Source organism: Sorangiineae bacterium MSr12523 (assembly GCA_037157775.1).
GTDB lineage: Bacteria > Myxococcota_A > Polyangia > Polyangiales > Polyangiaceae > Pendulispora > Pendulispora brunnea.
Genome location: CP089982.1, coordinates 8,141,555 through 8,167,069, shown reverse-complemented (window position 1 = coordinate 8,167,069; position 25,515 = coordinate 8,141,555). Strand labels below are relative to the sequence as shown.

Genomic DNA, 25,515 nt, shown 5'->3' with positions numbered 1-25,515 from the left:
TTTAGCTCTCCGGCCGATTGCGAAGAAAGTCCGCCACGTCGGCGAAGCGGCGCGTGAGGTACTCGCGCACCTCCGGGTCGACGCTGGGGTGCTCGAGGGCGGCGCCCATGCAGCGAAGCCACGCATCGCGAAGCTGGTTACCGATGGGGACGTGCATGTGGCGCATGCGAAGTCGCGGGTGGCCATGGACCGGCGAGTACATCGGCGGCCCGCCGAGCCACTCCACGAGGAACGCGGTGAAGTGCTCGCGCACCACCGCAGCCACGCGGCCCGATTCGTCCCGGCGATGCACGGCGACGAGCTCCGGCTCGTGTTCGTCCATGTGATCGTAAAAGCGCTTCGCCAAAGCCATGGCGGCGTCTTGCCCTCCGAGCACCTCGAAGGGGGTGCGTTTGGCGTTGATCATGCCTGCCCCGCGCAGAGAGGGCACGGATTGCGGCGCTCTTCGAGGGCGCGGCAATCGAGGCATTCGACGCGGTACGCGTGGAAGCCCGCGTCCTCGGGAGCGACGTGCGTGCGGGCCTTGTTGGCGCGCTTGCCTTCGTAGACCACAGTGGCCGGCACGAAGGCCAATGCGCTGAGCCTTTCGCTGCCGCAGCGGCCGCAGCTCGCGGGAAGAGGAAACGCGTTCTCTTGATCGAGCGCGCGCGCAACGCCACCGTCGGCCTGGCAGCGCGGGCATGCGGTGGCCGAGAACAGCTCCTTCTTGCAGGCCGCGCAGGCGATGAGAAAGGTGCCGCGCACCAGGTCTTCGCCTTTGTAGCCCCACGAGGGCGCGCCGTAGACCTCTCCACCGAGCAGCGGAAGCTTCTGCGCCACCAGCGCTTCGATGGTCAGTTTCTTACTCGGGCACGCGTCGCAGCCACCCTCGACCAAGGCGGAAAATGCTTCTTCGGAAAGGGACATCGGGCGTGAACATGCCACAGACCGGCGAGCCTTGACGGCACGAAGTGCGGACATAATATTATCACTGTAATATTTGCTGTACGAAAGGACCGTCATGAGCACGAGCTACATCATCGATGCCGTCCGAACCCCGCGCGGGCGAGGCAAACTGGGCAAGGGAGCGCTCACGGGGATTCACCCACAGGAGCTGCTCGCGCAAGTCCTGAAGGAGCTCGAACGGCGCGGCACCTTCGAGGCACGCGAGGTGGACGACGTCATCGCGGGGTGTGTCTCCCAGGTGGGCGACCAAGGTGCGAACGTTGCGCGCAACGCTGTGTTGGCGGCGGCCTGGCCGAACGAAGTGTCGGCGGTGTCGCTGAATCGGTTCTGTGCGTCGGGCCTGCAAGCGATCCACTTCGGAGCGATGGCGGTCGCGTCCGGCGCCATGGACCTGGCCATCGCCGGCGGGGTGGAGAGCATGTCGCGCGTGCCGATGGGCGCCGATGGAGGCGGGCAGGACGGGGGCAATCTGGAACTGCGCAAACGCCTCTTTCAGGTTCCGCAGGGCATCAGTGCGGATCTCATCGCGACCTTGGAGGGCTTCTCGCGCGAGGAGGTGGACGCCGTGGCGCTGCGCTCGCAGAGGAATGCGGCACGGGCCATCGAGGAAAAGCGCTTCGCCCGGTCGCTGTTGGCCGTGCGCGATCCTGCAACCGGCGCCGTGGCGCTGGAGCGCGATGAATTTCCGCGGCCCGACACGACGGCCGAGGGGCTGGCGGCGCTCAAGCCATCGTTCGTCGGTATGGGCGAGGCCGTCGTGGGACCGAACGGCGAGACGTTGGACCAGATTGCGCTCGCGGCGTACCCGGCGGCTGGGGTGATTCATCATGTGCATACTGCAGGCAATTCGAGCGGCATCGTCGATGGCGCCGCCGCGGTGGCGCTCGCGTCCGAGCGGTATGTGCGCGAGCACGGCATCAAGCCGCGTGCCCGCATCCGGGCGATGGCCACGATTGGAAGCGAGCCCGTGTTGATGCTGACGGCGCCGGCCCCGGCGAGCGAGAAGGCTCTGCGCCGCGCGGGCATGACCGCACGCGACATCGATTTGTGGGAGATCAACGAAGCCTTTGCCGGTGTCGTGCTTCAGGTGACGCGCGCGCTCGGCATCGAGCACGACCGTGTGAATGTGAACGGCGGAGCCATTGCACTGGGGCATCCTTTGGGCGCGACCGGCGCTATGCTCTTCGGCACGGCGCTCGACGAGCTCGAACGAAGTGGAAAGGCCACGGCGCTCATTACGATGTGCGTCGGCGGCGGGCAGGGCATCGCCACGATTCTCGAGCGCGTTTGATCGACCCACACGAGAGGAGACGACCATGATTCGAAAGAGCACGGCAGTCTGGAAGGGCAACGGTCTACAAGGCGAGGGCGCGCTCACGACGCAAAGCGGGGTGTTCCGCGATCAGCCGTACTCATTCAAAACGCGCTTCCAAAGCGAAGACGGCAAGGCCGGCACCAACCCAGAGGAGCTCATCGCCGCCGCCCACGCCGGCTGCTACGCCATGGCGCTCTCGTTTGCATTGAGCGACGCCGGCCACGCCCCCAAAGAGCTCCGCGTCGCCGCCAACGTGGATCTGAACAAGGTGGGCGAAGGCTTCGCCATCACGAACATCGCGTTGGAGCTCGAGGCGAACATCCCGGGCATCGACCAGGCGAAGTTCCAACAATTGGCCGACGCGGCAAAGAAGAACTGCCCCGTGTCCAAGGCCCTCTCGGCCACGCCGATCACGCTGTCGGCGAAGTTGGTCGGCTGATTCGGGTTTACGGCGACGCGGGCGACGGTGGAATCCCGTTGCTCGCGTCGTTTGCGTCGTTCGCGTCGTTTGCGAATTGCAAGCCAGCGCCTGCTCGCCCTAGCGACCGCAGCGCCGCGGGCATCCTGGCGATTTGGCCCGCTGGCGCTTAGGATCCCGTTCGTACGCGCCAATCAGGGGAGGGGCCGCCATGAGCGTGGACGAGCTCGAACTCAAGAGCCTTTTCGCCGGTCGCTTCCTCGTGGAGGCCGTGGCGGGAACCGGCGGAATGGCCATCGTTTACCGTGCGCGCGACCAAGAGCGTGGCAACGCCCCCGTGGCGCTCAAGGTGCTTCGCCGTCTCGGACGGGTCGCCCACCTTCACGAGCGATTCGCGCGCGAGGCGCTCGTCTTGTCGACGCTGCGGCACCCCGGAATCGTGTCGTACATCGATCACGGCGTGACTCCGCAGGGCGAGGCTTTTCTCGTCATGGAGTGGCTCGAAGGAGAAAGCCTCGGCCAGCGTTTGAGCCGGCAAGGCTTGTCCCTGCTCGAAACCGTGACCCTGCTCGGGCGGGTGGCCGAGGCGCTTTCCGTCGCACACCGGCATGGGATCGTGCATCGCGACCTCAAGCCTGAAAACATCTTCCTTCTGGGTGGCCGGCCGGATTCTCCGACGGTGCTCGACTTTGGCGTGGCCCGCCTGATTTCGTCCGACCTTACGACGACCGGCCTCGCGCTCGGAACGCCGCTCTACATGGCGCCGGAGCAGGCGCGTGGGGAAGCGATTGGACCGAGCGCAGACGTGTTCGCGCTCGGTTGCGTGATGTTCCACTGCCTGACGGGACGGGTGCTCTTCGATGCGTCGCACCCGACGCTCGTCATGGCCGGCATCCTGCTGCAAGAGGCCCCGTCTTTGCGCTCGGTTCGAGCCTCGATGCCAAAGGAGCTGGAGACGCTGCTCGCGTCGATGCTCGACAAGGATCCACGGCGGCGTCCCCGAGATGCGGGCGCGCTCCTCGAAGGTCTGAATCGGCTTGGTGCACTCTCGGATGAACCCGCCCCCGACAAGGCGATCACACGTGCCGTCCCCCTCTCGGGCGAGCAACAACTCGTGAGCGTCATTTTGTCGATTGCGCACGGCACCGGCGACGAGCGCACGGATCACCCGCCGCTGTTCGACATGTTGCGCCGTCGGTTCGGCGCGCGGGTCGAACAGCTCGTGGACGGCTCGATGATCGCGACCCTCGCCCAGACCGAGAGCATGACCGCGACCGACCAAGCCGTGCAGGCGGCGCGGTGTGCGCTCCTCGTCCGCAAAGAGTTGCCCTCCCAAGAACGGGTCGTGGTCGCAACCGGACGGGGCGTCGTCGGCGCGAACCTGCCGGGTGGAGAGGTCATGGACCGCGCGGGCAAGCTGCTCGAGACGTCGCAGGCGTCCGGTGGCGTGTGGATCGACGACGTGACGTCGCGCCTGCTCGATGTGCGCTTTCGAATGAGTCGAACCAAATCGGGCCACTGCATCTTGCACGCGGAGCTCCAAATCGACGAGACGCGGCGGTTGCTCGGCCAACCGACCCCCCTCGTCGGCCGCCGTCGAGAGCTCGCCCAGCTGCAAATGCTGCTGGGGGAGTGCTGCGAGAACTCCGTGGCTCGCCTCGCCGTGGTGGTCGCCCCGCCCGGAGTCGGCAAATCGCACCTGCGTCGCGAATTCGTCCAACAGGTTCAGCGCGAGGTGTCGAGGTCCGTCGACGTGTGGCTCGGGCGCACCGATCCGACGCGCGCGGACGCGTCGTACGGCCTGCTCTGGGATGCCTTGCGCAGGCTCATCGACGTCCAGGATGGCGAGGAGCTCACGATGCAACAGAGCCGACTTCGCCAGAGGGTGCGGCGTTATGTGCCCGTGGGCCAGGCGCCCTTCGTCACCGAGTTTCTCGGAGAGCTCTGTCGGATCCCATTTCCATCGGAGAACAGCCCGAAGCTCCGGATGGCGCGCTCCGAGGCGCGCACCATGGCCGATCAGGTGAGCGCCGCATTTCTTGCCTTCGTACGTGCCGAAACGAGCGCGCACCCGGTGCTGCTGGTCCTCGAGGACCTTCATTGGAGCGACGGGCTCACGGTGCGTTTGATCGACGAGATGCTGCGGGGGTGCAGCGACAAGCCCATCATGGTTCTCGCGCTCGCGCGGCCCGAGGTCGAAACACGCCATCCGAATCTCTGGGCCGATCGCAAACGCGAATATCTCAGCCTCGATGGATTGACGAAAAAGGCGAGCGCGCAGCTGGTGACCCATGTCCTTGGCAACCAGATCGCGCCCGCGATCGTGGAACGCATCGTCGACCAAGCCGAGGGCAATGCGCTTTTCTTGGAGGAACTGATTCGTTTCGTGGCGCAAAACACGTCCGATGCCCTGCCGGATACCGTCATTGCCATGTTGCAAGCGCGGCTTCAGCGCCTCGAGCCGGAATTGCGGCGGACGCTTCGTGCGGCCAGTGTTTACGGTGCGACGTTTTGGCGCGCCGGCCTCGTGGCACTGCTCGGAGAAGGCGATTCGGCCGGGAGCATCGACCAGCGGCTCGAGTCGCTGATCGATCAAGAACTGATCGTGCGCAATGCCACGAGCCGCTTTCTCGGAGATACGCAATATTCATTTCGGCACGCGCTGCTGCGGGAGGCCGCACACGGCACACTGACCGACGACGACCGCTTGGCGGGTCATCGTGCCGCCGCCGCGTTTCTCGAATCGATGGGTGAACGCGATCCAGGCGTTCTCGCGGAACACTTCGCCCTCGGTGGCGAGAAGGAGCGAGCGGCCGCCTATTACGCGCGGGCGGCCATCGAGGCGGTCCATTACAATGAGCTCGAGGCCGTGACGCCCCTCGCCGAGCGAGGAATCGCATGCGGGGCGCAGGGCGACGTGCTCGGACAGATCCTCTCCGCGCGAGGGGGCGTGAGCTATTTCCAGCACGATCATGCGAGCGCCCGCACGCTCATCGAGGAGGCATTGTCGCTCCTGCGCCCTGGCAGCGCCCGCTGGTGGCACGCCGCGGGAACCATGAGCGTCATATCGACGAGCGTCCTTCGTTGGGACGAGGTTCTGCGCTGGGGGGAACAGCTGCGAACGGCGCCTTTCGATCCGCAGGCGGCCACGATGCGCATACGGGCCTTGTCTCTTTTCGCCGCGAAGTTGATTTGGTCCGGGCGGCACGCCCATAGCGCGCCACTCCTGACGCAACTGGACAGCATGATCGATTCCCCTCTCGAGGATGTGGAGGGGCGAGCCTGGCGGGACTTCGCACACATGTCTGCTGCCTTCTGGTCCCAGCCGGATCCTTGGCGAGCCTTGATGGCGGCCTCCCGCGCGGAAGTGTTTTTCGAGCAAGCCGAGTACTCGCGCCTTCTTGGGCCGACGCAGGCCTTCCGGGGTTACCTGCTCGTTCACCTGGGCAATTTCGACGCGGGGGAGGCGAAGCTGCGAACCAGCCTCGAACTTGCGCGGCGTACGCGAGACCCGTTCACCTTGTCGCTGGCGGTGCCGTTTCTCGCGCTGACCCTCGTCGAGACGGGGGACGCCGCCGCCACCGACGAAGCCGAGCGCCTCCTTCGCGGATTTTTGGACACTCCGTCCGATCCCAAGCAGCAAGGCTTTGGGCATGCCATCCTGGGCGAGATTCATCTCGGACGCGGCGAGCTCGAACCTGCCGAACGGCATGCGCGAGCGGCGCTGAACATGATCGGCGAACACCTCGTGCTCCGGCCGTCGGCCGACACGCTGCTGACGAAGGTCCTCCTTCATGCGGGCCGTCATGGCGAGGCGTGCGAGCACGTGCATGGTGCGCTCGCCTTGGTCGCGTCCATCGGGGGCTGTGGCTTTCTCGAGGTACCACTTCGGCTTGCGGCGTTCGAAGCGTACGTCGCCGCGTCCAACCCGGCCGCAGCAGGCATTTTGGAAGGTGCCGTCGAACAGGTCGGCATTCGTGCCGAGGGCATCCCCGATGCGCGCCTTCGCGAGCGCTTCCTCACGAAGAATCCGGCCAATCGACGCGTGCTGGCGGAAGCCGAAAGGCTGCTGCCCCCTTCGGTCCTCGCGTTTGCACGTCTTGGAGGCCAGGCCGCATCATGAGCAGACGAGATCCGTTGGAAAACAAGGTCGTCGCCGGGCGGTTCGTCATCGAAGAGCCCGCAGGCAGCGGTGGCATGGGCGTCGTCTACCGCGCCCGCGATCAGCAGCGCGATGGCGCGAGGGTGGCGCTCAAGGTGCTCCATTCCACCGCGTACGTGCAGCAGTTTCAGGAGAGATTCGAGCGCGAGGCCCAGGTCCTCTCGACGTTGAATCATCCCGGCATCGTCTCGTACGTCGACCATGGGACCACGCCCCAAGGCGAGTCGTACCTCGTCATGGAATGGCTCGAAGGGGAAGACCTGGAGACGCGCTTGGAGCGCGAAGGTCTCACCCTCGGTGAAACGTTGACCTTGTTCCGAAAGATCGCCGATGCGCTTTCGGCAGCACACCGTCACGGAATCGTGCATCGGGACCTCAAGCCGGGAAATATCTTCCTCGTCGGCGGACGTCCCGATGCGGTGTCCCTCGTCGACTTCGGTGTGGCGCGGCTGGTTTCATCGCACCTGACGACGCCCGGCCTCGCGATCGGAACACCGCGATACATGGCACCGGAACAAGCGCGTGGCGAGCCGGACGTCGGTCCGAGCGCGGACGTGTTCACACTCGGGTGCGTGATGTTCCAGTGCCTGACCGGAGAGTCGCCCTTCGTGGGAGGTCACCCGGCATTCGTCATGGCGAACATTCTCCTTCAGGAAGCGCCGCGCCTCCGAACCCGGAGGCCGGCGATGCCGCAAAGCGTGGAGGACCTGGTTGCACGGATGCTTGCAAAGGACCCGCAGCATCGTCCGAAGGATGCGAGCGCGCTCCTCCAGGCGCTCGACGCGCTCGGATCGCTTCCGGATACCGCGGCACCCGAGCCTCCCCCGAGCGTGCAGCGCTCCGCGCATCCTCAGCTTGCCGTGCCCCTCCTCGACGAGCAACAGCTCGTCAGCGTCATCGTGTCCGTGAGTGAGAACAGGCGTGAATCCCCGCGCACGGCGTTCGCCGATGCGTTGCGCGGGCGTTTCGGGGCTCGGGTCGAGCTTCTCGTGGACGGATCGGTGGTCGCGGTCCTCGCCCAAACGGAGCGGATGACCGCGACCGATCAGGCCGTACATGCCGCTCGGTGCGCGCTCGTCATGCGCCAGGAACAGCCTTGGCGACGGGTCGTGGTCACGACGGGACGAGGTGTCGTCGGCGCGAATCATCCGTCGGGAGAGGCCATCGATCGCGCGGGCTCGTTGATGCAAGCCTTCACGGAGACGGAATCGGCGTCGACACGGAGCGGCGTGTTGATCGACGATGTCACCGCGCGGCTCCTCGATGCGCGCTTTCTCGTCAGCCGAACCAGCTCAGGGCACTGCGTTTTGGAGGCCGAGCACCACACCGACGAAGCACGCCCGCTGCTCGGCAGACCGACGCCGTGTGTCGGCCGCGAGCGGGAGCTTGCCTTGCTTCGAATGCTGCTCTCGGAGTGTTCCGACGAATCGGTGGCCCGGCTCGCGCTGATCATCGCACCGCCCGGGACGGGCAAATCCCGGGTGCGCCGCGAGTTTCTGCGGCAAGTGGCTCGCGACGACGCCACCGTCGAAACTCTGGTCGGACACTCGGATCCGACCCGCGCGGGGGCGCCGTACGGGCTTCTCTGGGATGCTCTCCGCAGGCTCGCCGATGTGCACGACGGCGAAGAGCTGCCTTTGCAACAAAGCAAACTTCGCGAGCGTGTCCGCCGTCACGTGCCCTCGAACGAAGCGCAATTCGTCAGCGAATTCCTCGGCGAGCTTTGTGGGATTCCGTTTCCATCGGAGGCGAGCCCGAAGCTTCGGGATGCGAGGAACGAGCCGCACATGATGGCGGGTCTGGTGAACAGGGCCTTCGTCTCGTTCTTCCGCGCGGAAAGCAACGCGCATCCGGTGCTGCTCGTCCTCGAAGATCTGCAGTGGGGCGACGCCCTCACCGTGCGGGTCGTGGACGCGATGTTGCGTGAGTGCAGCGACCAACGGATCATGGTTCTGGCCTTTGGCCGCCCCGAGGTGAACGAGATTTTTCCGAGGCTCTGGCCCGGGCGCAAACGCCAAGACATCCTGCTCGATGGCCTCACGAAGAAGGCCAGCACGCAGCTCGCGACGGGGATCCTCGGCGACGAGGTCGCACTGGAGGTCGTGGAGCGAATCGTCGATCAGGCAGCAGGCAATGCGCTCTTCCTGGAAGAATTGATTCGTTCCGTGGCCGAGGAATCCCTCGAGCACTCGAGCATGCCCGCCACGGTGCTCGCCATGTTGCAAGCGCGGCTCAAACGCCTCGAGCCGGACGTGCGGCGGCTGTTGCGAGCGGCCAGCGTTTTCGGCGCGACGTTTTGGCGTGGCGGCGTCATCGCGCTCCTCGAAGCGCAGGAATCGGCTTCGCGGGTGGACGAGTGGCTCGGCGTCCTCGTCAATCAGGAGCTCGTCGTGCACGACACCGGCGGCCGCTTTCTCGGCGATGTGCAGTACTCGTTCCGCCACGAGCTCGTCCGCGAGGGGGCGCACAGCATGTTGACCGACGCGGACCGCGTGGCCGGACATCGCGCGGCGGCGGCTTTTCTGGAGTCGATGGGGGAACGCGATCCGCGCGTCCTGGCCGAGCATTTCGTGCTCGGCGAACAGATGACCCGAGCCACGGTGTGCTACGCGCGGGCAGCGGTGAACGCCTTCAATCAGGGCGATCTCGCTGCGGTCATCGAGCTTTCCGAGCGTGGAATCGCATGCGGTGCCGAGGGCGAGCTTTTGGGCGCGTTGCTCGCCGGTGGCGCACGGGCCCAGGCCTTGAAGCATTGCGATCACGACAAGGCGTATGCGCTCCTTGCTCGGGCGGTGCCCCTCCTGCGCCGTGGAAGCATCGAGTGGTGGATCGCCATGGGGATGATCACCTCGATCGTTGGCCTGGTGGGTCGCTCGGACGAGTTCCCGCGGTGGGCGGACGAGTTTTGGGCGGCCCCTTGCGATCCGGATGCCGCCGTGATCCAGGTGGAAGCTGCGTCGTACGTCGTCTTCTATTCGATTCGCGCGGAGCGAGGTTCGCTGGCCGAACAGTATCTGGCGCGGATGGACGAGCGCATCCCGGCCATTCGGAGCGTCCACGCAAAAGGCATGTGGAAGCTCGCGCACGCGCAGTACGAGTGGTACGTCCAAGCGGACCCTTGGGCCGCGTGCACGATGGCCGCGGAGGCGGAGGCGCTGTTCGAAGCCAGCGCCAATCCGCGCCTCATTGCGTTCGCGCGGATTTATCGAGGCGTCTCGCTCGTAGCGTTGGGTAGCCTCGACGCCGGCGAGCAAAAACTCCGTGCCGCGTTTGCCGAGGCGGACCGCTCCCGAGACTGGCTCCTATCCGTGGTAACGCCCAACTTGGCCATGCTCCTCGTCGACAAAGGCGATGGCGCATCCATCGACGAGGCCGAGCGCATCCTTCGTGTGCACCTGGACCAGCAGGGCGACAGGAGCTTTCAGGGATTGTCGAATGCCATTCTCGCGGAGATCTTTCTGATTCGCGGGGAGCTCGCATCGGCGGAAAAACACGCTCGACTGAGCATCAAGATGACCGATGGGTATACCCTTTATCGCGTGTACGCCCACGTGGTGCTGACGAAGATTCTGCAGTGCAGCGGCCGATTCGTCGAAGCGTGCCATCACATCGACGCGGCCCTCTCGTGGTACGCGAAGGTTGGGGCCTGCTTTCTCGACGTGCGGCTCTGGCTGGCGGTGTTCGAGGCGCATGCCGCCGCGAACGACCAGGTGGCCACGCGAGCTTTGGGGGTTGCCGTCGAACGAATTCGGACTCGCGCGGAGCGTATGGCGGATACCAACCTTCGCACGCGCTTCCTCACGAACAACTCGGTAAACCGCCGCGTGCTCGAAGAGGCACGAACGCACCTGCCGCCTTCGGCCCTGGCATTCGCGCAAACGGACGGCCTTGCGGAGTGACGGCGTCGGGTCGACCGTGGGGGCTAGAGAGACGCTGCAGCCGAATCGCCCGGCAAGAGCGAATAGACCAAGGTATCGCGCAATTCGCCATTGGTCTCCCGCGCCTCATTTCGGAGGCGCGCCTCGAGGGTGAACCCGCACCGCTCGGCCACGCGCTGGCTGCGCACATTGCGGTGGCTACACCGAATTTCCACGCGCTGCGCCCCCAGCTTCGCCAATGCGAACCCCGCCAGCGCGCGCACGACTTCCGTGACGTACCCCTGTCCTTCGAACGACCGCCTCACCCAATAGCCAATTTCGAACCGAGGTACATCCCAATCCATGCGATGAAGCCCGGAGCACGCCACATGGGTTTTGCGATCCTTGAGAAAGGCAAACATCGGCAAATCCTCCCGCCGAACGAAGGCCGCATGAAGCCTACGCGCCGCCGCTTCCTGCCCCTCCAGCGTCGGTCGCTCCCTCGCCCAAGGCATCGTCTCGTGCAGCGCATCCCACGTCTCGAGCACCGACGCCAACGTCGTTGAGCCGTCGCCTGGCATGGGCGCCCGAATGTAGAGCCGTTTGGTTTCGATGGCCTCGGGTAAATCGATTAAGATGGGTGCGGTCATTGATGCCATGGTAGCGAATCCGCTCGCGACGGTGGTAGTCGAATGAACCGCACGTCGCGCTCACCGCGGGCGGAACAAATGATGATTTAGGCATCGATTTGAATTGACGTGTTTGGTCTGCGAGCCTTCGTGTATCCGCCGTCCCAGGCCGAAAACTGCGCTCCAAGCCGGCCCGATGACTCCCTGAGGCGCGTTTGCGTTCTCGAGGACGAGCGTGGCGTCGAATCCGTCGATCGCGCGATGGGGCGCCAATGCGGAGGGCAAAATTTTCGATGGTAGACGTGGTTCATGAACCTCACCGATCTCTCGAATGACGAGGTGCTTTCGGGGCTGCATGCACTCGTTGGCCAAGGACGTGTTCTTCTTGCGCGCCTCCTGGCGTATCTCGCCGAGGTCGAGGAACGCCGTTTGGACCTGCAAGCCGCATGCTCCTCGCTCTTCGATTACTGCGTCCGCCGGCTCGCGATGAGCGACGACGAGGCGTGTCGCCGCGTAACGGCTTCGCGCATCGTGCGGCGCTATCCACTTGCGCTCGCAATGATTGAACGCGGCGAGCTTCACCTGACGTCGTTGCTGCTGCTCCGCGAGCGCCTGACGGATGACAACCACGAAGAGCTCTTGCGCGCAGCCGCCGGGAAGACCAAAGCCCAGGTTCAAGAGCTCTTGGCGGCACGCTTCCCACGGCCTGACACGCCCTCGCTGATTCGCCCATTGCCGAACGCGACAGCCCATCGCGTCGAACCCATCGCGCCAGAGCGTTACGAGGTGCAGTTCACGGCCACCAAGGACCTCAAAGAGAAACTCGACCACGCGACGAACTTGATGCGCCACGCAAACCCCCGCGGAGATCTCTCGGTCGTCGTGGAACGCGCCCTCGACCTGCTCATCGACGAACTCGAAAAGCGCCGACTCGGCAAAGCCAAGCGCCCCGCCGCACCGGGACCGACCCGCGAAAGCACACGCCCAGGCTACGTCACCAGGGCAGTGCGCCGCGAAGTCTTCGCCCGAGACGGTGCACAATGCACCTTCATCGACGAGTGCGGCCGACGCTGCGAGTCGCGCGCGTTCCTGGAACTCGACCACGTTCAGGCTCGCGCCCTCGGCGGCCGCGACACGGTGCCCAATCTGGTAGTCCGCTGTCGCGCACACAATGGCCTGGCCGCCGAACGCGACTTCGGCCGCGACTACATCGACCGAAGGAAAGCAGAAAAGACTCCCCACCCGCTCCAGCGCCGATACGAATCCGACATAGCCCTCCGAGCCCTCACGGCTTTGGGCTTCAAAGAACCGCAAGCCCGCCGCGCCCTCGAAACCATCGAAAAGCGCTGGCCCAGCGTTCCCCCTCCCATCGAGACCATCCTTCGCGAAACGCTCTCGATTTTGACGTGACCTTTCGCGCGCGCTTTGCCTGGATCGCGCGGAGTTTCGCATTCAGCAGGTGGGGATCCTTGCGTCGTGACGTCGCTCGGATGTTTAATGCTCATACACCCTTTCTGCGGGATGAAGCGAACCCAATGCGTCTATCTGGATATACCAATGTGCTAGCCGAACGACCGCACTTGGGGCGAACATGCTGAGTGATCTGACGCAGCTTCAGCGTCAAGTGCTCAAGTTCTACTTGGACGTGTTTAGCGACAGCAATGGCGATATCCAGCTCTATAAGGCGCGAACGCACGGCCAAATGGGGCTCACGTCGTTTTCGCGTGAGGTCAAGGTCGCGCACATCCTTCTGCCGACCGATGACGGCTCTACAATGCACTTTTATGGCACGCTCGGAGATTCGCTCGCAGAGGTAGGGAAGGCTGTGGACCATGAGCATCAATTCATATGTATTTTTGACGAGAAGTATGACGAGGCCGCGGTCATGGTTGCCTACGCCCGTGTGCATCATGACATCGCCGGGCTTCTCGATGCCCATTCGTCCTTTCTCCTCGAGGAGACAAGTGCCTTGCGTTCGCGAGGGTACAGCAACGTTCTCGTGGCTCGTGCTGATCTCTTCACGCCGTTCGAGAACAAAAATAATGCGTTATTGGCGGGTGTGCCGAATCGAATTCTCTCGCTAGTTCCTTTGGAACCACGAGAATGGACGATAAAGGTCGAGAAGGGAATAGATGCCCTTTTCGACGAGTTCAAGGCGATAGGGCGAGACTTGCTATGCCTCCGTCCCGTGCTCGATGGGTAATTCCGCGAGCTGACCGCGGAGTTCTGACACGCAAGCGCTGGTGGCGCGAAGGTCTTCCCCACGCACCAGCGCTCTTCATCGTGCAAACGGCCCGCTAGCTCGGCTTCTTCTTTTGCGCGGGGGCGGCGGGTTTGGCGAAGCCGCGTTTGCGCATGAGGGGGCCGATTTCGGCGTCGTGGCCGCGGAAGGCGCGGTAGGCGTCGGCGGGGTCGATGGTGTCGCCCACGGAGAAGACGTTTTTGCGCAGCCGCTCGGCGACGGCGGGATCGTAGGGGCCTTTGCCTTCGGTGAAGGCTTCGTAGGCGTCGGCCGTCAGCGTGTCGGACCAGAGATAGCTGTAGTAGCCCGCGGAGTAGCCGTCGCCTGCGAAGACGTGGCTGAATTGCGGGGTGCGGTGGCGCATCACGATTTGCTCGGGCATGCCCATGGACTTCAGCGTGTCGCGCTCGAAGGCGTCGGGGTCGATGTCTTTGCCGCCGTTTGCGCCCGCCAAATGAAGCTTCATGTCGATGAGCGCGGCCGAAAGGTACTCGACCGTGGTGAAGCCTTGGTTGAACGTGGAGGCCTTCTCGATTTTTGCCACGAGCTCGTGCGGGATGGGCTGTCCCGTCTTGTAGTGCAGCGCGAATTTGTTCAGCACCTCGGGCGTGTGGACCCAGTGCTCGAGAAGCTGCGAGGGAAACTCCACGTAGTCGCGCGCGACGTTGGTGCCGGCGAGGGACGGGTACGTCACATTGGAGCTCAGACCATGCAGCGCATGGCCGAACTCATGGAACAGCGTGCGCGCGTCGCTCCAGCTGATGAGAATCGGCTCGCCGTCTTTGCCCTTCACGAAGTTCGCGTTGTTGCTGACGATGGTGGTGACCTCGCCCTTGAAGCGCTCCTGCGGGCGGTATTCGTTCATCCATGCGCCGGAGTGTTTGCCCGCGCGCGCGTAAGGATCGAAGTACCAGAGGCCCACGCGCTTGCCGCTCTTCTTGTCCTTCACCTCCCAGACGCGCACGTCGGGGTGGTAGACCTCCACGTCGGTCACCTGGGTGAAGGAGAAGCCGAAAAGCTCGCCGGCGACCCAGAACATGCCCTCGCGGAGCTTTTCGAGCTGCAGGTACGGCTTCACCTCGTTCTCGTCGAGGTCGTACTTCGCCTTGCGGACCTTTTCGGCGTAGAAGCGGTAATCCCAGGGCGCGATTTTGCGCTTGGGGCCCTTCGTCGTCTTGTCGGCGATGGCCTGCATATCGGCGACTTCCTGCTTTACGCGCGCGACGGCGGGCGTCCACATGGCCTCCATGAGCGCGATGGCACGCTCGGGGGTTTTGGCCATTTGGTCTTCCACGCGCCAGTGGGCGTGCGTCGCGTAGCCGAGGAGCTTGGCCCGTTCGGCGCGCAGCTTGAGGATCTCCGAGATGATCTTGTTGTTGTCGTGCGTGTCGCCGTTGTCGCCGCGGTTGACGAAGTTCTTCCACACCTTTTCGCGCAGATCGTCGCGCGTCGAATAGGTGAGGAACGGCTCCACCGAGGAGCGCGTGTTGGTGATGGCCCACTTGCCTTTTTGCCCGCGCCCCTCGGCCGCCTTGGCCGCGACGGATTTGAGCGAATCGGGCAGGCCGGCGAGATCGGCCTCACTCTCGAGAATGACCGCGTAGCTCTCTTCGTCGGCGAGCACGTTCTGGCTGAACGTGGTGTAGAGCGAGGCGAGGCGCTGGTTGATCTCCGAAAGGCGCTTCTTTGCCGTCGGATCGAGCTTGGCACCCTGGCGCGCGAAGTTATTGTACGTGCGCCACACGAGGCGCTGCTGCTCGGGCGTGAGCTTGGCCTTGTCGGGCGAGTTGTAAACGGCCTCGATGCGCTTCCAGAGCTTCTCGTTCTGGGTGATCTCGTCGGTGAACGCGGCCAGCTTGGGCGCCATTTCGAGCTCGACCTTTTGGAACTCGGCGCCATTCATGGTGGACGACCACACGCCGAAGATCGACTGCACGCGGTTGAGGGCGCGGCCGGCATCCTCCATGGCGGCGATGGTGTTCTCGAAATTTGCCGGCGCCGGCTCGTTGACGATGGCGGCGATCTCGCGGCGGTCCTCATCCATCGCAGACTCGAGCGCGGGCTTGAACTGCTCGACCTTCACCTTGTCGAAGGGCGGCACGCCGCCGTAAGGGCCGGTCCACTTGGCCAGCAGCGGATTGCTCGCGTTGGCGTCGGGGGGAGCGGCCGGCGGAGGGCTGGACGGCGGCGGCGAGTTCTGCGCGGCGACATGCGTGTCCGCCGGTCCGGAGGCGCACCCCGATACGAAGGTTGAAGCCGACATGACGAGAGGAACGGCAACCGCACCCGCACCGAGGAAGATGGCGTTTCGCATCGACGAAGTACTCCTGGGGAAAATAATGGGAGCGTACTGTATCGCTAGCGCGCGGGGTCGGGAAGGCCGGAAGGGCCACTATGTGGGGAAGTAGGAAACCCGGGAGCGGCGAGGCGACCGAGGAGCTGCGCAATGGTTCGCACGTGCGGATCGTCGATGCCGAGGGCATGCAGCGCGTCGTGGAGGTTTCGCGCGTAGTCCGAATTGGGGCCGCTGGGCCCGTGGCTACGCGCGATCCAGTCGGCAATCGACGGTTCGTCGAGCGGGCCGAGAAAATGGGGATTGTCGGTGGACGCGACGTAGGTGAGCCCGTCGGCAAAGGGAGCGGGGGAGTCGGGCGAATCCCACAGGGGAAGGCGGTGGCGTTCGAAGCCAGCTTGCTCCCGCGCATCGAGCATGGCGAGCACGGCTTCGCCCTGCGCCGGATCGATGCGGAACGCTGCACCACCGCACCATGCGTGCTCGTCGGCGACGAGTGTGACGACGCGGCCGGGTGTTTCGGGCGTGCCGCGATGGTCCGGCGAGCCTTGCCAAAATCGGCGCGTCCAGCCCGCAACGAATGCGCGACGTTGTTCGAGGTAATCGAACGAGGGACGAAAAATCAGCGATCCGTAAGCGAAAATCCACACGGGTTTATGGCACCGGTGCGGCAATATGGATCCCATGGCGAAGGAAGTCGAGCGCATCATCACCGGGCGGGCGCGTGACATTGGTGGCTTCGACGTTCGTCGCATCCTGCCCTACGTGCAGCGCCGGCACATTGGGCCGTTCGTCTTCGTGGATCACATGGGCCCCGCGGAATTTGCAGCGGGCCGAGGAATGGACGTTCGCCCTCACCCGCACATTGGCCTCGCCACCATGACGTATTTGCTCGAGGGGCAAATTCTCCATCGCGACAGCATTGGCTCGGACCAGGTCATCACGCCGGGGGCCATCAACTGGATGACGGCGGGCCGAGGCATCGTGCATTCGGAGCGAACGCCCGCGGAGTTTCGAAAGGGCGGCGCGCGTCTGCACGGCTTGCAAGTGTGGATTGCGTTGCGAACCGAGGACGAAGAGTGTGAACCGGATTTTCAGCACTACGCCGCGGAGGAATTTGCGGAGGTCGATGGGGTTCGGGTGTTGGTGGGAGATCTTTATGGCGTGTCGTCGCCGGTGAAGACGCGCTCGCGCCTGTTTTACGGCGACGCGACGCTGAAGAAAGGCGCGTCGCTTCCCATGGACTTCGCGTACGAGGAAGCGGCCGCCTATGTCGTTTCGGGCGCCGTTTCCGTCGGGGACGTGCGCGTGGAGGCCGAGTCGATGGTGGTGTTCACTCCGGGCGAAAAGCCGGTCTTGCGCGCCGAGGAGGGGAGCCGGGTGATGCTTCTCGGGGGCGACTGCGTCGATGGCCCTCGTTACATCGAGTGGAATTTCGTATCGAGCTCCCACGAGCGCATCGAGCGAGCCAAGCGCGAATGGCGCGCGCGCTCGTTTCCGCTCGTCCCGGGCGACGAGGGCGAGTTCATTCCGCTGCCGGAGTGATTCAGGTATTTTGCCCGACCGTGAGACGGCCTTCGCGCAAAGCATGGACGATGGCGAGGGCTTCGTCCTTCGTGGAGTAGAGATTCGTAGGGACGTGGAGCTTCATGCCGCGAAGTCGGGAGCCGGTGCGCGTCAGCGGATCGCCGCCGAAGCGAACGATGGTGATGGCGCATTGATCGATTACCCGCTTGACTTGCGTGACGTAGAAGTCGTTTTCCGCGAGGTTGGTGGTGTAATTCGTATAATCGACGACGTAGTAAACTTTGCGGCCGCGGCATTTGGATTGCCAGAATTCGACGACCTGATCGAACATCGTGGCGATTTCCCGGCGCGTGGCGAGGTGAAAGCCAGGCGGGTAGCTCACGAAGATGATGCCGTCGGTGGCGCTGTAGCGCTGAGAAAAGGCTGCGCGATTCTTCGGCTCCACGTGACGGTCCCCCAGTGCGGCTTAGCTAAAAAACGGCGCTAGGGTCTCTCGCCATTTGGTCGGCGTCAATGGGCGGGGAGACGAATCATTCGCCAACGATGCAAATGATGAAAAGGATGAATGAGCTGCGTCGATGTCACGGTCTTAGCCGGTTCATTCGGGCCTTGCGGCCCTCATAGGCCTCATCTGCCAACGATTCCTCGGTCTTAGCCGGTTCAGCGCACGTCGATTTCGCTCAACATCGTCCAGGGATCGGTCGAGCCGTGGGCGGGAACGGAACTACGCACGACGCGATATCCTCGGGCGCCGCCCACGGGGATGGCTTGGTCGGCATTGGCCAGCCGGTGTGGCGGCCGACCAGCCGGACTCCAGGTCTGGTCGCGCAACCCCACCCGGCGGGCGCCCGGCACCGCCCGATGAGCCGCAGGCTGCGGCCACGAGCAGCGCCATGCAGGCCGGAAGCACTCGTTTCAGGGATAAAGCCTTTTGACCACTTCGATATCGCCCGCGCTCAACGTTTCGCGCTGGCCTCCGTCGCGCATGATCGAGGCGTCGTCGTGTGGCGAATGCCACAACCCGACGGCGTGACCGATTTCATGAATCGTATTGTTCGTCGTACAGTGGCTGGACAAACTTACATATTGTGGCCCGCCAATTCGGCCCACGCTCGAATGGCAACCTTTCCCACTACGAAATACGACGTAATCGGGATATGCGGCGGCGTTGGCCGGCGTGCGGGCCACGAAGACCAGTGGTGTCTTGGTCTCCCATTGCGTGATGGCTCGCGTGATCCGGGAGCGATCGGACAACTCGGCGTCGATGACGTAGGGCACCGTTTTGTCGGGCCAGCGGTACTTCGTTGCCGGTGCGGGTTGAGAGCGCACGATGTCGGCATCGAGCCAGCCTGCAATGCGCGGTGTGGCTTGCGTTGCAGGAGTGCCCAACAGAATATCGCCCTCGTAAAGGGCGAGGCCGTCTTTGACGGAATATTCGATTTTGGCAGGCTCTCCGGTTTCTCCCATCGGGAAATATCCGGACTCGCTGCTCGAATCGCCTCCACATGCCATCAGACTGCACGTACAACAGGCAAACCACGCTGCAGGCCAGCGTGATCGGGCCAAAATGCTCATACTTCTGAACCTCCGTAGTCGGGGTCGTTGGGTTTCCCCTAAAGAGGTATCAGATCGCTATTCGACACCACAATGGTGCGCAGTGTGTTCATGCGCATTTGTGTGTAGTGTGAAACTTTCTCGAGCTACGAGGAAAGCTCGCGCCGCAATCGCAAGCCATCGCGTAGCGCCCACCCACCCCCGCCGACGAAGATCACGATCGCGATCGCGAACAGCGGCGAGAAGGCGCGCTCCTGCGTGAAGCCCACGAACGTGATGATCCCGCCACTGATGATGCCCAGCGTGCCTGTGATGATCCGCTTGTAGGCGACCATTTTGGCGAAGGAGCGATCGACGTAGCGCGGCATCATCATGGCTCTCCATGTAGCAGAACACGCGACCCGATGCGGCGAAGTCGGGGCGCATCTTTTTCCGCCTGCCGGGGGGAAGTTTCCGCAACGCCGCGTAAAAACGGGGCGTCCATGGCAGCCAACGCGGACGAAGCAGCTCGGGCCGAACCGAGCCTGCCCAGCGGGTGGGCCGGTGAATCGCGCGCTCGCGCTCGATTGGGCACCACGCTCAACGGCAAATGGCACCTGGATGCCCTCCTGGGGTACGGCGGCATGGCGGTCGTGTACGCGGCAACGCACCGCAACGGAAAACGCGCGGCCATCAAGATGCTCCACGGTGAGCTCCGCGATCGGCCGGCACTACTGACGCGCTTTCGACGCGAGGGCTATTTGGCCAACCGCGTCAGACATCCGGGCGCCGTCTCCGTTCTCGACGACGACGTATCCGAAGACGGCGCCGTGTACATGGTGATGGAGCTGCTCGATGGCACCTCGCTCGAGGATCTGCGATTGAGCCGAGGCGGCGTGCTGCCGCTCGACGAGGCGCTCGACATCGTCGACGCCGTTCTCGACGTGCTCGTAGCGGCACACGCCCAGGGCATCGTCCACCGCGATTTGAAGCCGGACAACGTCTTCATCCTTCGCGATGGGCAGGTGCGCGTGCTCGACTTCGGCATCGCTGGTCTGCGGGAGGAGGCCCAGGCGCCAAAGGTGACGCTCACCGGCGCTTTCATGGGAACCCCCGGCTACATGGCGCCCGAGCAGGCGCGCGGCCTGTGGGATCTGGTCGATGCGCAGACGGATCTGTGGGCCGTGGGGGCGACCTTGTTCACGCTTTTATCGGGCGAATGCCTCCACAAGGGCCGAAGTTTGAACGAAGAGTTGCTCCTGGCGATGACGCAACCCGTGCCCGATGCGCGCACCTTGCTTCCATCGCTTTCCGGGGCCATGGGGCAATGGTTGGATCGCGCGCTGGCCTTCGAAAAAGACGCCCGCTGGCCCGATGCGAGGACGATGCAGCTCGAGGGACGAGCGGCGCGCCAGCGCGCATCGAGCCCGGCGCCCGCCCCCGAGCCGAATGCGCGCCGACGGCCTGCCGCGCTCGCCGCGGCTCTTCTCGCATTGGCCGCGTTGGTAGCGGCGGCGGCATTGGTTGCTTTGGCAGCGTTCAGGCGTGATCCCTCGCACATCGACCCGGCGCCGGCTGCCGCGATGCACCAAGAGCCCACCGAGGATGCCGGTGCGCCGCTCGCGCAGGCTGCTCCGTCGTCGCCGGCACCCCCGCTCGCCACCGAGCCGGTGCCCCCGCCGCTTTCGCTGCCAATGAAGCCGAAGCCGCGCGCGGCCGCCGCGAAGCTCCCGGCGCCGGCCGTCGGTTCGAGTACGCCCGCGCTTCCCTTCGACCCGTTGGGAAGTCGGAAGTAGCATAGCCCGCGGCAGAGGAAAGGACGGGATCTCACATGCCGGTTACGTCGGGCGAAGTCGATGGACTGATTCTTCAGGCAATCACGGAGCGCCGGCTCATGCAGCTCAAATTGAACGGCCTCGTGCGCATCGTGGAGCCGCACGATTATGGGCTTCGCAAGGGCGAGGCGCAGCTCTTGGCGTACCAGATCGGTGGGCAGTCGGCGTCGGGCGGATTGCCCGAGTGGCGTTGGCTCAAAGTCGACAAGATGTCCGACGTGTCTCTGCTCGATGCGACGTTTCCCGGCGGGCGCGAGATCCCCAACGGCATTCATCAAGGATGGGACGTGCTCTTTCTGCGCGTGGCCGACGCCTCCAACAGCGCCGATTGAGGCTCGGCGCCGTGTGGCGTGTGCGCGCGGTACCAGGCCACCTCGTCGCGCAGCGTCTCTTCGAGGGGGCGCGCGTGGAATCCGAGTTCGCGCTCGGATTTGCTCGAATCGACGGCCAAGCGCGCTTGCATCATGCGAACCCCCGCGAGCGTCACCAAGGTTTGGCCGCCGGTCATCTTCGCCCACGTTTGTGACACGGCGGCGTAGGTCCACGCCACGGGGTAGGGGATGCGCATGCGCGGGCCGCGCACTCCCGTGGTGCGGGCCAAGGTCTCGATGATGTCGGCCAGGGTCGCGAAGCCGCCGGCGAGAATGTAGCGCTCGCCCGAGCGGCCGCGTTCGGCCGCGCGGATCATGCCCGTGGCGACGTCGCGGGCGTCGACGACGCTGGTGCCGCCGGGAGGGATGGCCGGCAGCGCGCCGGAAAGGAAATCGCGCACGAGTTGGCCGGCCGCGGTGGGTGCGGCATCCCACGGCCCGAACATCCACCCCGGGAGGACTTGCACGACGTCGAGGCCGGTGCTCGCGGCGAAGGGCACGAGCTTCTCCATCACGACGACCTTGCTCTTGAGATACAGGTTGTCGCGCGCAAGCGGTGCAGGCGGTGTGTTCTCGTCGCCGGGGCTTCCGTCGGGCTTCAAACCGATGGTGCCCGAGGAGCTCACATCGACGAAGCGCCGCACGCCGTGGGTGCGCGCGGCCTGCGCGAGGGCCATGGTGCCATGGACATTGATGGCCTCGAGTTTGGGCCAATGATCGCCGGCGCTGTAGTACTCGCGAAAATAGGCGGCCGTGTGAAACACCACATCGCACCCTTCGAGCGCGTGCACGAAGGCCCCGACGTCTTCCATGTCGCCCTGAACGATCTCCGCGCCGGTGTCGCCCAGGTACGTTCGAGCCTTCTCCGCCGAGCGCACCAGCGCCCGCACGTCATGCCCCTCGGCACGAAGCGCGCGCACGAGGTTGTTTCCCAAGAGCCCGGTCGCCCCCGTCACGAATGCCTTCATCGTCGATTCTCCCGTCTCGCGTACCCGCGATCTGAATGATGTTCAGATAAGGTCCCTCCTAGGCAGTGTCAAGGAACAATCCAAACAGTGTTCAGATGGTTATGCTACGCCGCTGGGACGCATGGCCAAGTCGAGCTACCACCACGGCGATTTGCGGCGCGCGCTGGTGGATGCGGCGCTCGCGCTGATTCAAGAAGGGGAGCTCGGGACGCTCTCGCTGCGCGAGGTGGCGCGGCGCGCGGGGGTGACGCCGGCGGCGCCGTACCATCATTTTCGCGACAAGGTGGAATTGTTGGCGGCCGTCGCCGAGGAAGGCTTCGTTGCCCTCGGCGAGCGCATGGACCGCGCCATCGAAGCCGTGTCTGGCCCGCAAAAGGGCCGCGCACGCATTGCGGCGATTGCGCGCGCGTACCTGGAATTCGCGCGCGAGCGCCAGGCCCACTACCGCGTCATGTTCCTGCCCGAAGTCAAAGCCACCGATCCGGCGCTGGGTGTGCACGTCGCCGCCGATGCTTCGCTCGCCCGCCTGATCATGGCCATTCAGTCCGCGACCCCCAAGGCCGATCCCGGCACCGTCCACCGCCGGGCGGTCATCGCCTGGGGCGCGGGACATGGCATCGTTTCCCTCTGGAATGACGGCTTGCTCGAGAAGAAATTGTCCGTCGTGGACGACGACTTCGTCGACATGGTCGTCGACCAAATGGTGTCCATCGCCACCGGCAAGTCGTGATTTAGACCAGCGCAGTCCCAATCAAGGCATCGCGCGTGACCAAGGCGGCGAGCTCGGACTCGCTCAGGGCCTCCGTCCCGGCGGGGCGGCGTGGGATGACGACATAGCGCAGCTCCGCGGTGCTGTCCCAAACGCGAATCTCGATGTTCGGATCCAAGGTAACCCCGAACTCGGCGAGGACGCCGCGTGGATCGCGCACGACGCGGGCGCGGTAGGCCGCGCTCTTGTACCAGGCCGGCGAAGGCCCGAGCAGCGCGATGGGGTAACACGAACACAGGGTGCACACGATGACGTTGTGCACATGCTCCGTGTTCTCGGCCGCGCGCAACGTGACCCGCGCCCAATGCGACATGTCGATCCCCAGCTCGTCGAGCGCCGCGTTGGCATCGTCCAGCAGCCGCGCTTTGAAATCCGGGTCGACCCATGCTCGCGCCACCAAGGCCGCGCCGTTCGAGGGGCCCGCCTTCGCCAGGAACGCCGTGATCGTCTGATCGATTTGCGCGTCGGTCACGAGCCCCTTGTTCTCGAGCTTCTCCACCAAGCCGCGCACACGCTCCGCCATCGTCGCGCTACCCTCGTGCCCGTGCCCGTGATCTTCGCTCATGACGCACTCTCCAAATACGCGTCCCAAAGTTCCGCCGAGACGCGGAAGCCGGAGGCCTCCTCGCCCCAAATCTCCCCCGCCTCGAAGACCACCGTGTAAAGCGCCTGCGGCGATGCCGGGGTCCGCCCCTCCGCCCGCTCGTCGGCCAAAGGATAGATGCCGTGCACACGCTCGACCGTGCCGCGCCGCTCCGACAGATAACGCGGGAGCCGTGTGTGCCCACTTGCCCGTACGGGGCGCGTCTTCACGGGTTGACCGACGGTGAAGCGCTGGACGCTCATGGCAGCACCTTCTTCTCGACGAGCAACCGCTCGATGGCCAGAAACCACCGCTCGTAATAGCCCGTCGAACGATATTGCTCGGGATCCATCCGTTCCACCGCATAGCGGAACTCGTCCAAGTTGTAGACGCCCTGCATCAGGAGCAACCGGTTGAGCGCGAACACGCGCGCTTCCCATTCGTGATGGAAGCCCGGTTCGCCGGTCTCGCGTTCAATCGCCCCGAGCCCCTGCTGCCCTCCAAGATCGTGCGGACGTTCCACACGTCGATCCTACGCTCGGGCCCCGCATTGCGAAAGGGGATGATATGGTGCTGGGCTGCCATGGCCCTCGACCAAGCTTCGAATCGCGATGTGCACGAAGACAACGTCATCGCGCGGCTCGCCCAGCGCTTTACCGTCTGGACCGAACGCTACCTGCCAGATGCCTTTGGCTTCGTGCTGGTGGGCACGTTCGTCATTTTCGCCGCCGGCCTCGTCACGGGGGAACCCGTCACGCAGGTGCCCGAGAATGTTGCCACGGCCACCACCGGCTTCGGCCTCGTCGACGCTTGGGGCAAAGGCTTTTGGGCGCTGGTCACCTTCACCTTGCAGATGACCATGATCATCCTCGGCGGGTACGCCGTCGCGGTATCGCCGCCGGTGGCACGCTTGATTGCGAAGCTCGCGCGCGTGCCCAAGACACCGCGTGGCGCCATCGCCTTCACCGCCGCGGTGGCCATGATTTCCGGCTACCTCAATTGGGCCTTCAGCCTGATTTTCACGGCCATCCTCGCCCGCGAAATCGCGCGGCTGGTTCGCGGAGTGGATTACCGCGCCCTCGGGGCCATGGCCTTTCTCGGCCTTGGCACGGTGTGGGCACAAGGATTGTCCGGCTCGGCCGCCCTGCAGATGGCCAGCGCAGCCTCCACACCCGACGCGCTGAAGAAGATCATCGCCTCCGCGCGCGGCGGAACGGGCGTGGTGCCGCTCTCGGATACCATCTTCCTGTGGCAGGGCATGGCGTCGACCGCCATCATCTTCCTCGTTGGCGTGGGCATGGCCTTCCTTTTGACGCCATCGCCTGCGCGGGCCAAAACCGCGGAAGATCTGGGCATCACCATCAAGCCGCTGCTCGAAGAAAGCGCGGATGCCAAGGTCGTGGGCACGCGCCCCGGCGATTGGCTCGAGCACAGCCCGCTCTTTGGCATTCTGCTCTCGCTGCTGGGCCTCTGGTACTTGGTGCGGCACTTCGGGCGCGCGACCGGTAGCGCGTTGAATGCGCTGGACTTCAACACCATCAACCTCATTCTTCTGATGCTCGCCCTCGCCCTGCACTGGCGGCCATTGTCGCTGGTAACGGCTATTCGCAATGGGGCATCGGCGGCCTCGGGCGTCCTGCTGCAATATCCGTTTTACGGCGGCATCTTCGGCATGATCGCGTACACCGGATTGTCGAAAACCATTGCCCACTGGCTCGTATCGGCCTCGAATCAGACGTTCTTCCCGCCCCTCATTGCCATTTATTCGTGCGTATTGGGCATATTCGTTCCCAGCGGCGGAAGCAAATGGCTCATCGAAGCGCCCTACGTCATCGACGCCGCAAACCAGCTGCACGTAAATCAAGGCTGGATGGTCGTCGTCTACGATCTGGGCGAGGCCAGCGCCAACCTGCTCCAGCCGTTCTGGATGCTGCCGACCCTGGCCATTCTCGGTCTGCGTGCGCGCGACATCATGGGCTACACCTTCGCGATGTTCCTCGCATGCTTTCCCGTCGTGCTCATCCTCGTGACCGTCTTCGCCCGCACGCTTCCATTTCCTTAGAAGAAG

21 protein-coding genes and 1 pseudogene are annotated in these 25,515 nt (G+C 64.6%); 11 read left to right on the top strand and 11 right to left on the bottom strand.

Features of this window, described 5'->3' with window-relative positions; all coding sequences use genetic code 11:
• Position 1: 1 nt before the first annotated feature.
• Complete coding sequence (locus LZC95_32130) at positions 2–406, bottom strand: cyanoglobin (GenBank protein ID WXA91090.1); 405 nt, start codon at positions 404–406, stop codon at positions 2–4.
• On the bottom strand, positions 403–906 hold the full coding sequence (locus tag LZC95_32125) for a hypothetical protein (GenBank protein ID WXA91089.1): 504 nt from the start codon (positions 904–906) through the stop codon (positions 403–405). The genes LZC95_32130 and LZC95_32125 overlap by 4 nt, the downstream gene beginning before the upstream one ends.
• A gap of 94 nt (positions 907–1,000) precedes the next feature.
• Between LZC95_32125 and LZC95_32120 the strand changes: the two genes are divergently transcribed.
• The 4 genes from LZC95_32120 to LZC95_32105 all read left to right on the top strand — a co-directional run bounded on the left by LZC95_32120 (position 1,001) and on the right by LZC95_32105 (position 10,739).
• Positions 1,001–2,236, top strand: coding sequence for an acetyl-CoA C-acetyltransferase (locus tag LZC95_32120; GenBank protein WXA91088.1), 1,236 nt, complete (start codon positions 1,001–1,003; stop codon positions 2,234–2,236).
• Positions 2,237–2,261: 25 nt separating this feature from the next.
• Positions 2,262–2,699, top strand: a complete 438-nt coding sequence (locus LZC95_32115) for an OsmC family protein (GenBank protein WXA91087.1) — start codon at positions 2,262–2,264, stop codon at positions 2,697–2,699.
• Positions 2,700–2,889: 190 nt separating this feature from the next.
• Complete coding sequence (locus LZC95_32110; GenBank protein WXA91086.1) at positions 2,890–6,801, top strand: protein kinase; 3,912 nt, start codon at positions 2,890–2,892, stop codon at positions 6,799–6,801.
• Entirely contained in the window at positions 6,798–10,739 is a 3,942-nt protein-coding gene (locus tag LZC95_32105; protein WXA91085.1) for a protein kinase, read from the top strand. Before LZC95_32110 ends, LZC95_32105 begins: the two co-directional genes overlap by 4 nt.
• 23 nt (positions 10,740–10,762) lie before the next feature.
• On the opposite strand, the gene LZC95_32100 is transcribed toward LZC95_32105, so the two are convergent.
• Positions 10,763–11,347: a GNAT family N-acetyltransferase gene (locus tag LZC95_32100; protein ID WXA91084.1), complete on the bottom strand. Its 585-nt coding sequence runs from the start codon at positions 11,345–11,347 to the stop codon at positions 10,763–10,765.
• A gap of 288 nt (positions 11,348–11,635) precedes the next feature.
• On the opposite strand from LZC95_32100, the gene LZC95_32095 reads away from it, so the two are divergent.
• Both LZC95_32095 and LZC95_32090 read left to right on the top strand, forming a co-directional pair.
• Positions 11,636–12,736: a hypothetical protein gene (locus LZC95_32095; GenBank protein WXA91083.1), complete on the top strand. Its 1,101-nt coding sequence runs from the start codon at positions 11,636–11,638 to the stop codon at positions 12,734–12,736.
• 181 nt (positions 12,737–12,917) lie between these two features.
• Complete coding sequence (locus LZC95_32090) at positions 12,918–13,529, top strand: hypothetical protein (GenBank protein ID WXA91082.1); 612 nt, start codon at positions 12,918–12,920, stop codon at positions 13,527–13,529.
• Between the two features lie 94 nt (positions 13,530–13,623).
• Here the strand turns inward: LZC95_32090 and LZC95_32085 are convergent, their stop codons facing one another.
• A complete protein-coding gene (locus tag LZC95_32085; GenBank protein WXA91081.1) occupies positions 13,624–15,882 on the bottom strand; it encodes a M3 family metallopeptidase in 2,259 nt (752 codons plus the stop codon).
• Between the two features lie 44 nt (positions 15,883–15,926).
• Positions 15,927–16,511: a gamma-glutamylcyclotransferase gene (locus LZC95_32080; GenBank protein WXA91080.1), complete on the bottom strand. Its 585-nt coding sequence runs from the start codon at positions 16,509–16,511 to the stop codon at positions 15,927–15,929.
• A 34-nt stretch (positions 16,512–16,545) separates the two neighbouring features.
• On the opposite strand from LZC95_32080, the gene LZC95_32075 reads away from it, so the two are divergent.
• Complete coding sequence (locus LZC95_32075) at positions 16,546–17,406, top strand: pirin family protein (protein WXA91079.1); 861 nt, start codon at positions 16,546–16,548, stop codon at positions 17,404–17,406.
• Position 17,407: 1 nt separating this feature from the next.
• On the opposite strand, the gene LZC95_32070 is transcribed toward LZC95_32075, so the two are convergent.
• The 3 genes from LZC95_32070 to LZC95_32060 all read right to left on the bottom strand — a co-directional run bounded on the left by LZC95_32070 (position 17,408) and on the right by LZC95_32060 (position 19,316).
• Positions 17,408–17,833 carry a hypothetical protein gene (locus tag LZC95_32070; protein ID WXA91078.1) on the bottom strand — a complete coding sequence of 142 codons (426 nt, stop codon included), beginning with the start codon at positions 17,831–17,833 and terminating at the stop codon, positions 17,408–17,410.
• 470 nt (positions 17,834–18,303) lie between these two features.
• Positions 18,304–18,855: a M12 family metallopeptidase gene (locus LZC95_32065; GenBank protein ID WXA91077.1), complete on the bottom strand. Its 552-nt coding sequence runs from the start codon at positions 18,853–18,855 to the stop codon at positions 18,304–18,306.
• A gap of 233 nt (positions 18,856–19,088) precedes the next feature.
• Positions 19,089–19,316, bottom strand: coding sequence for a hypothetical protein (locus LZC95_32060; protein WXA91076.1), 228 nt, complete (start codon positions 19,314–19,316; stop codon positions 19,089–19,091).
• A gap of 108 nt (positions 19,317–19,424) precedes the next feature.
• Between LZC95_32060 and LZC95_32055 the strand changes: the two genes are divergently transcribed.
• Both LZC95_32055 and LZC95_32050 read left to right on the top strand, forming a co-directional pair.
• Positions 19,425–20,717: a protein kinase gene (locus tag LZC95_32055; GenBank protein WXA91075.1), complete on the top strand. Its 1,293-nt coding sequence runs from the start codon at positions 19,425–19,427 to the stop codon at positions 20,715–20,717.
• Between the two features lie 35 nt (positions 20,718–20,752).
• The gene (locus LZC95_32050) at positions 20,753–21,088 is read left to right on the top strand and encodes a hypothetical protein (protein WXA91074.1); all 336 of its coding nucleotides are present in this window, start codon (positions 20,753–20,755) and stop codon (positions 21,086–21,088) included.
• Here the strand turns inward: LZC95_32050 and LZC95_32045 are convergent.
• Complete coding sequence (locus LZC95_32045) at positions 21,031–22,095, bottom strand: SDR family oxidoreductase (protein WXA91073.1); 1,065 nt, start codon at positions 22,093–22,095, stop codon at positions 21,031–21,033. The two genes, LZC95_32050 and LZC95_32045, sit on opposite strands and share 58 nt — an antisense overlap.
• A 121-nt stretch (positions 22,096–22,216) precedes the next feature.
• Between LZC95_32045 and LZC95_32040 the strand changes: the two genes are divergently transcribed.
• On the top strand, positions 22,217–22,825 hold the full coding sequence (locus LZC95_32040) for a WHG domain-containing protein (protein ID WXA91072.1): 609 nt from the start codon (positions 22,217–22,219) through the stop codon (positions 22,823–22,825).
• Position 22,826: 1 nt separating this feature from the next.
• Here the strand turns inward: LZC95_32040 and nthA are convergent, their stop codons facing one another.
• Both nthA and LZC95_32030 read right to left on the bottom strand, forming a co-directional pair.
• Positions 22,827–23,429 (bottom strand): nitrile hydratase subunit alpha, encoded by a 603-nt coding sequence (nthA, locus tag LZC95_32035; protein ID WXA91071.1) that lies wholly within the window; start codon positions 23,427–23,429, stop codon positions 22,827–22,829.
• Positions 23,426–23,970: pseudogene (locus LZC95_32030) on the bottom strand (nitrile hydratase subunit beta). Before LZC95_32030 ends, nthA begins: the two are co-directional and overlap by 4 nt.
• A gap of 60 nt (positions 23,971–24,030) precedes the next feature.
• Here LZC95_32030 and LZC95_32025 point away from each other — a divergent pair.
• Positions 24,031–25,509 carry a TIGR00366 family protein gene (locus LZC95_32025; GenBank protein ID WXA91070.1) on the top strand — a complete coding sequence of 493 codons (1,479 nt, stop codon included), beginning with the start codon at positions 24,031–24,033 and terminating at the stop codon, positions 25,507–25,509.
• Positions 25,510–25,515 lie beyond the last annotated feature (6 nt).

What these genes read in the sequence shown, in the direction of transcription:
- LZC95_32115 (WXA91087.1), top strand. Translation starts at nt 2,262, where the DNA reads ATGATTCGAAAGAGCACGGCAGTCTGGAAGGGCAACGGTCTACAAGGC.
- LZC95_32090 (WXA91082.1), top strand. Translation starts at nt 12,918, where the DNA reads ATGCTGAGTGATCTGACGCAGCTTCAGCGTCAAGTGCTCAAGTTCTAC.
- LZC95_32060 (WXA91076.1), bottom strand. Translation starts at nt 19,316, where the DNA reads ATGATGATGCCGCGCTACGTCGATCGCTCCTTCGCCAAAATGGTCGCC.
- LZC95_32120 (WXA91088.1), top strand. Translation starts at nt 1,001, where the DNA reads ATGAGCACGAGCTACATCATCGATGCCGTCCGAACCCCGCGCGGGCGA.
- LZC95_32100 (WXA91084.1), bottom strand. Translation starts at nt 11,347, where the DNA reads ATGACCGCACCCATCTTAATCGATTTACCCGAGGCCATCGAAACCAAA.
- LZC95_32095 (WXA91083.1), top strand. Translation starts at nt 11,636, where the DNA reads ATGAACCTCACCGATCTCTCGAATGACGAGGTGCTTTCGGGGCTGCAT.
- LZC95_32065 (WXA91077.1), bottom strand. Translation starts at nt 18,855, where the DNA reads ATGGGAGAAACCGGAGAGCCTGCCAAAATCGAATATTCCGTCAAAGAC.
- LZC95_32040 (WXA91072.1), top strand. Translation starts at nt 22,217, where the DNA reads ATGGCCAAGTCGAGCTACCACCACGGCGATTTGCGGCGCGCGCTGGTG.
- LZC95_32050 (WXA91074.1), top strand. Translation starts at nt 20,753, where the DNA reads ATGCCGGTTACGTCGGGCGAAGTCGATGGACTGATTCTTCAGGCAATC.
- LZC95_32130 (WXA91090.1), bottom strand. Translation starts at nt 406, where the DNA reads ATGATCAACGCCAAACGCACCCCCTTCGAGGTGCTCGGAGGGCAAGAC.
- LZC95_32055 (WXA91075.1), top strand. Translation starts at nt 19,425, where the DNA reads ATGGCAGCCAACGCGGACGAAGCAGCTCGGGCCGAACCGAGCCTGCCC.
- LZC95_32125 (WXA91089.1), bottom strand. Translation starts at nt 906, where the DNA reads ATGTCCCTTTCCGAAGAAGCATTTTCCGCCTTGGTCGAGGGTGGCTGC.
- LZC95_32045 (WXA91073.1), bottom strand. Translation starts at nt 22,095, where the DNA reads ATGAAGGCATTCGTGACGGGGGCGACCGGGCTCTTGGGAAACAACCTC.
- LZC95_32025 (WXA91070.1), top strand. Translation starts at nt 24,031, where the DNA reads ATGGCCCTCGACCAAGCTTCGAATCGCGATGTGCACGAAGACAACGTC.
- LZC95_32110 (WXA91086.1), top strand. Translation starts at nt 2,890, where the DNA reads ATGAGCGTGGACGAGCTCGAACTCAAGAGCCTTTTCGCCGGTCGCTTC.
- LZC95_32075 (WXA91079.1), top strand. Translation starts at nt 16,546, where the DNA reads ATGGCGAAGGAAGTCGAGCGCATCATCACCGGGCGGGCGCGTGACATT.
- LZC95_32085 (WXA91081.1), bottom strand. Translation starts at nt 15,882, where the DNA reads ATGCGAAACGCCATCTTCCTCGGTGCGGGTGCGGTTGCCGTTCCTCTC.
- nthA (WXA91071.1), bottom strand. Translation starts at nt 23,429, where the DNA reads ATGAGCGAAGATCACGGGCACGGGCACGAGGGTAGCGCGACGATGGCG.
- LZC95_32105 (WXA91085.1), top strand. Translation starts at nt 6,798, where the DNA reads ATGAGCAGACGAGATCCGTTGGAAAACAAGGTCGTCGCCGGGCGGTTC.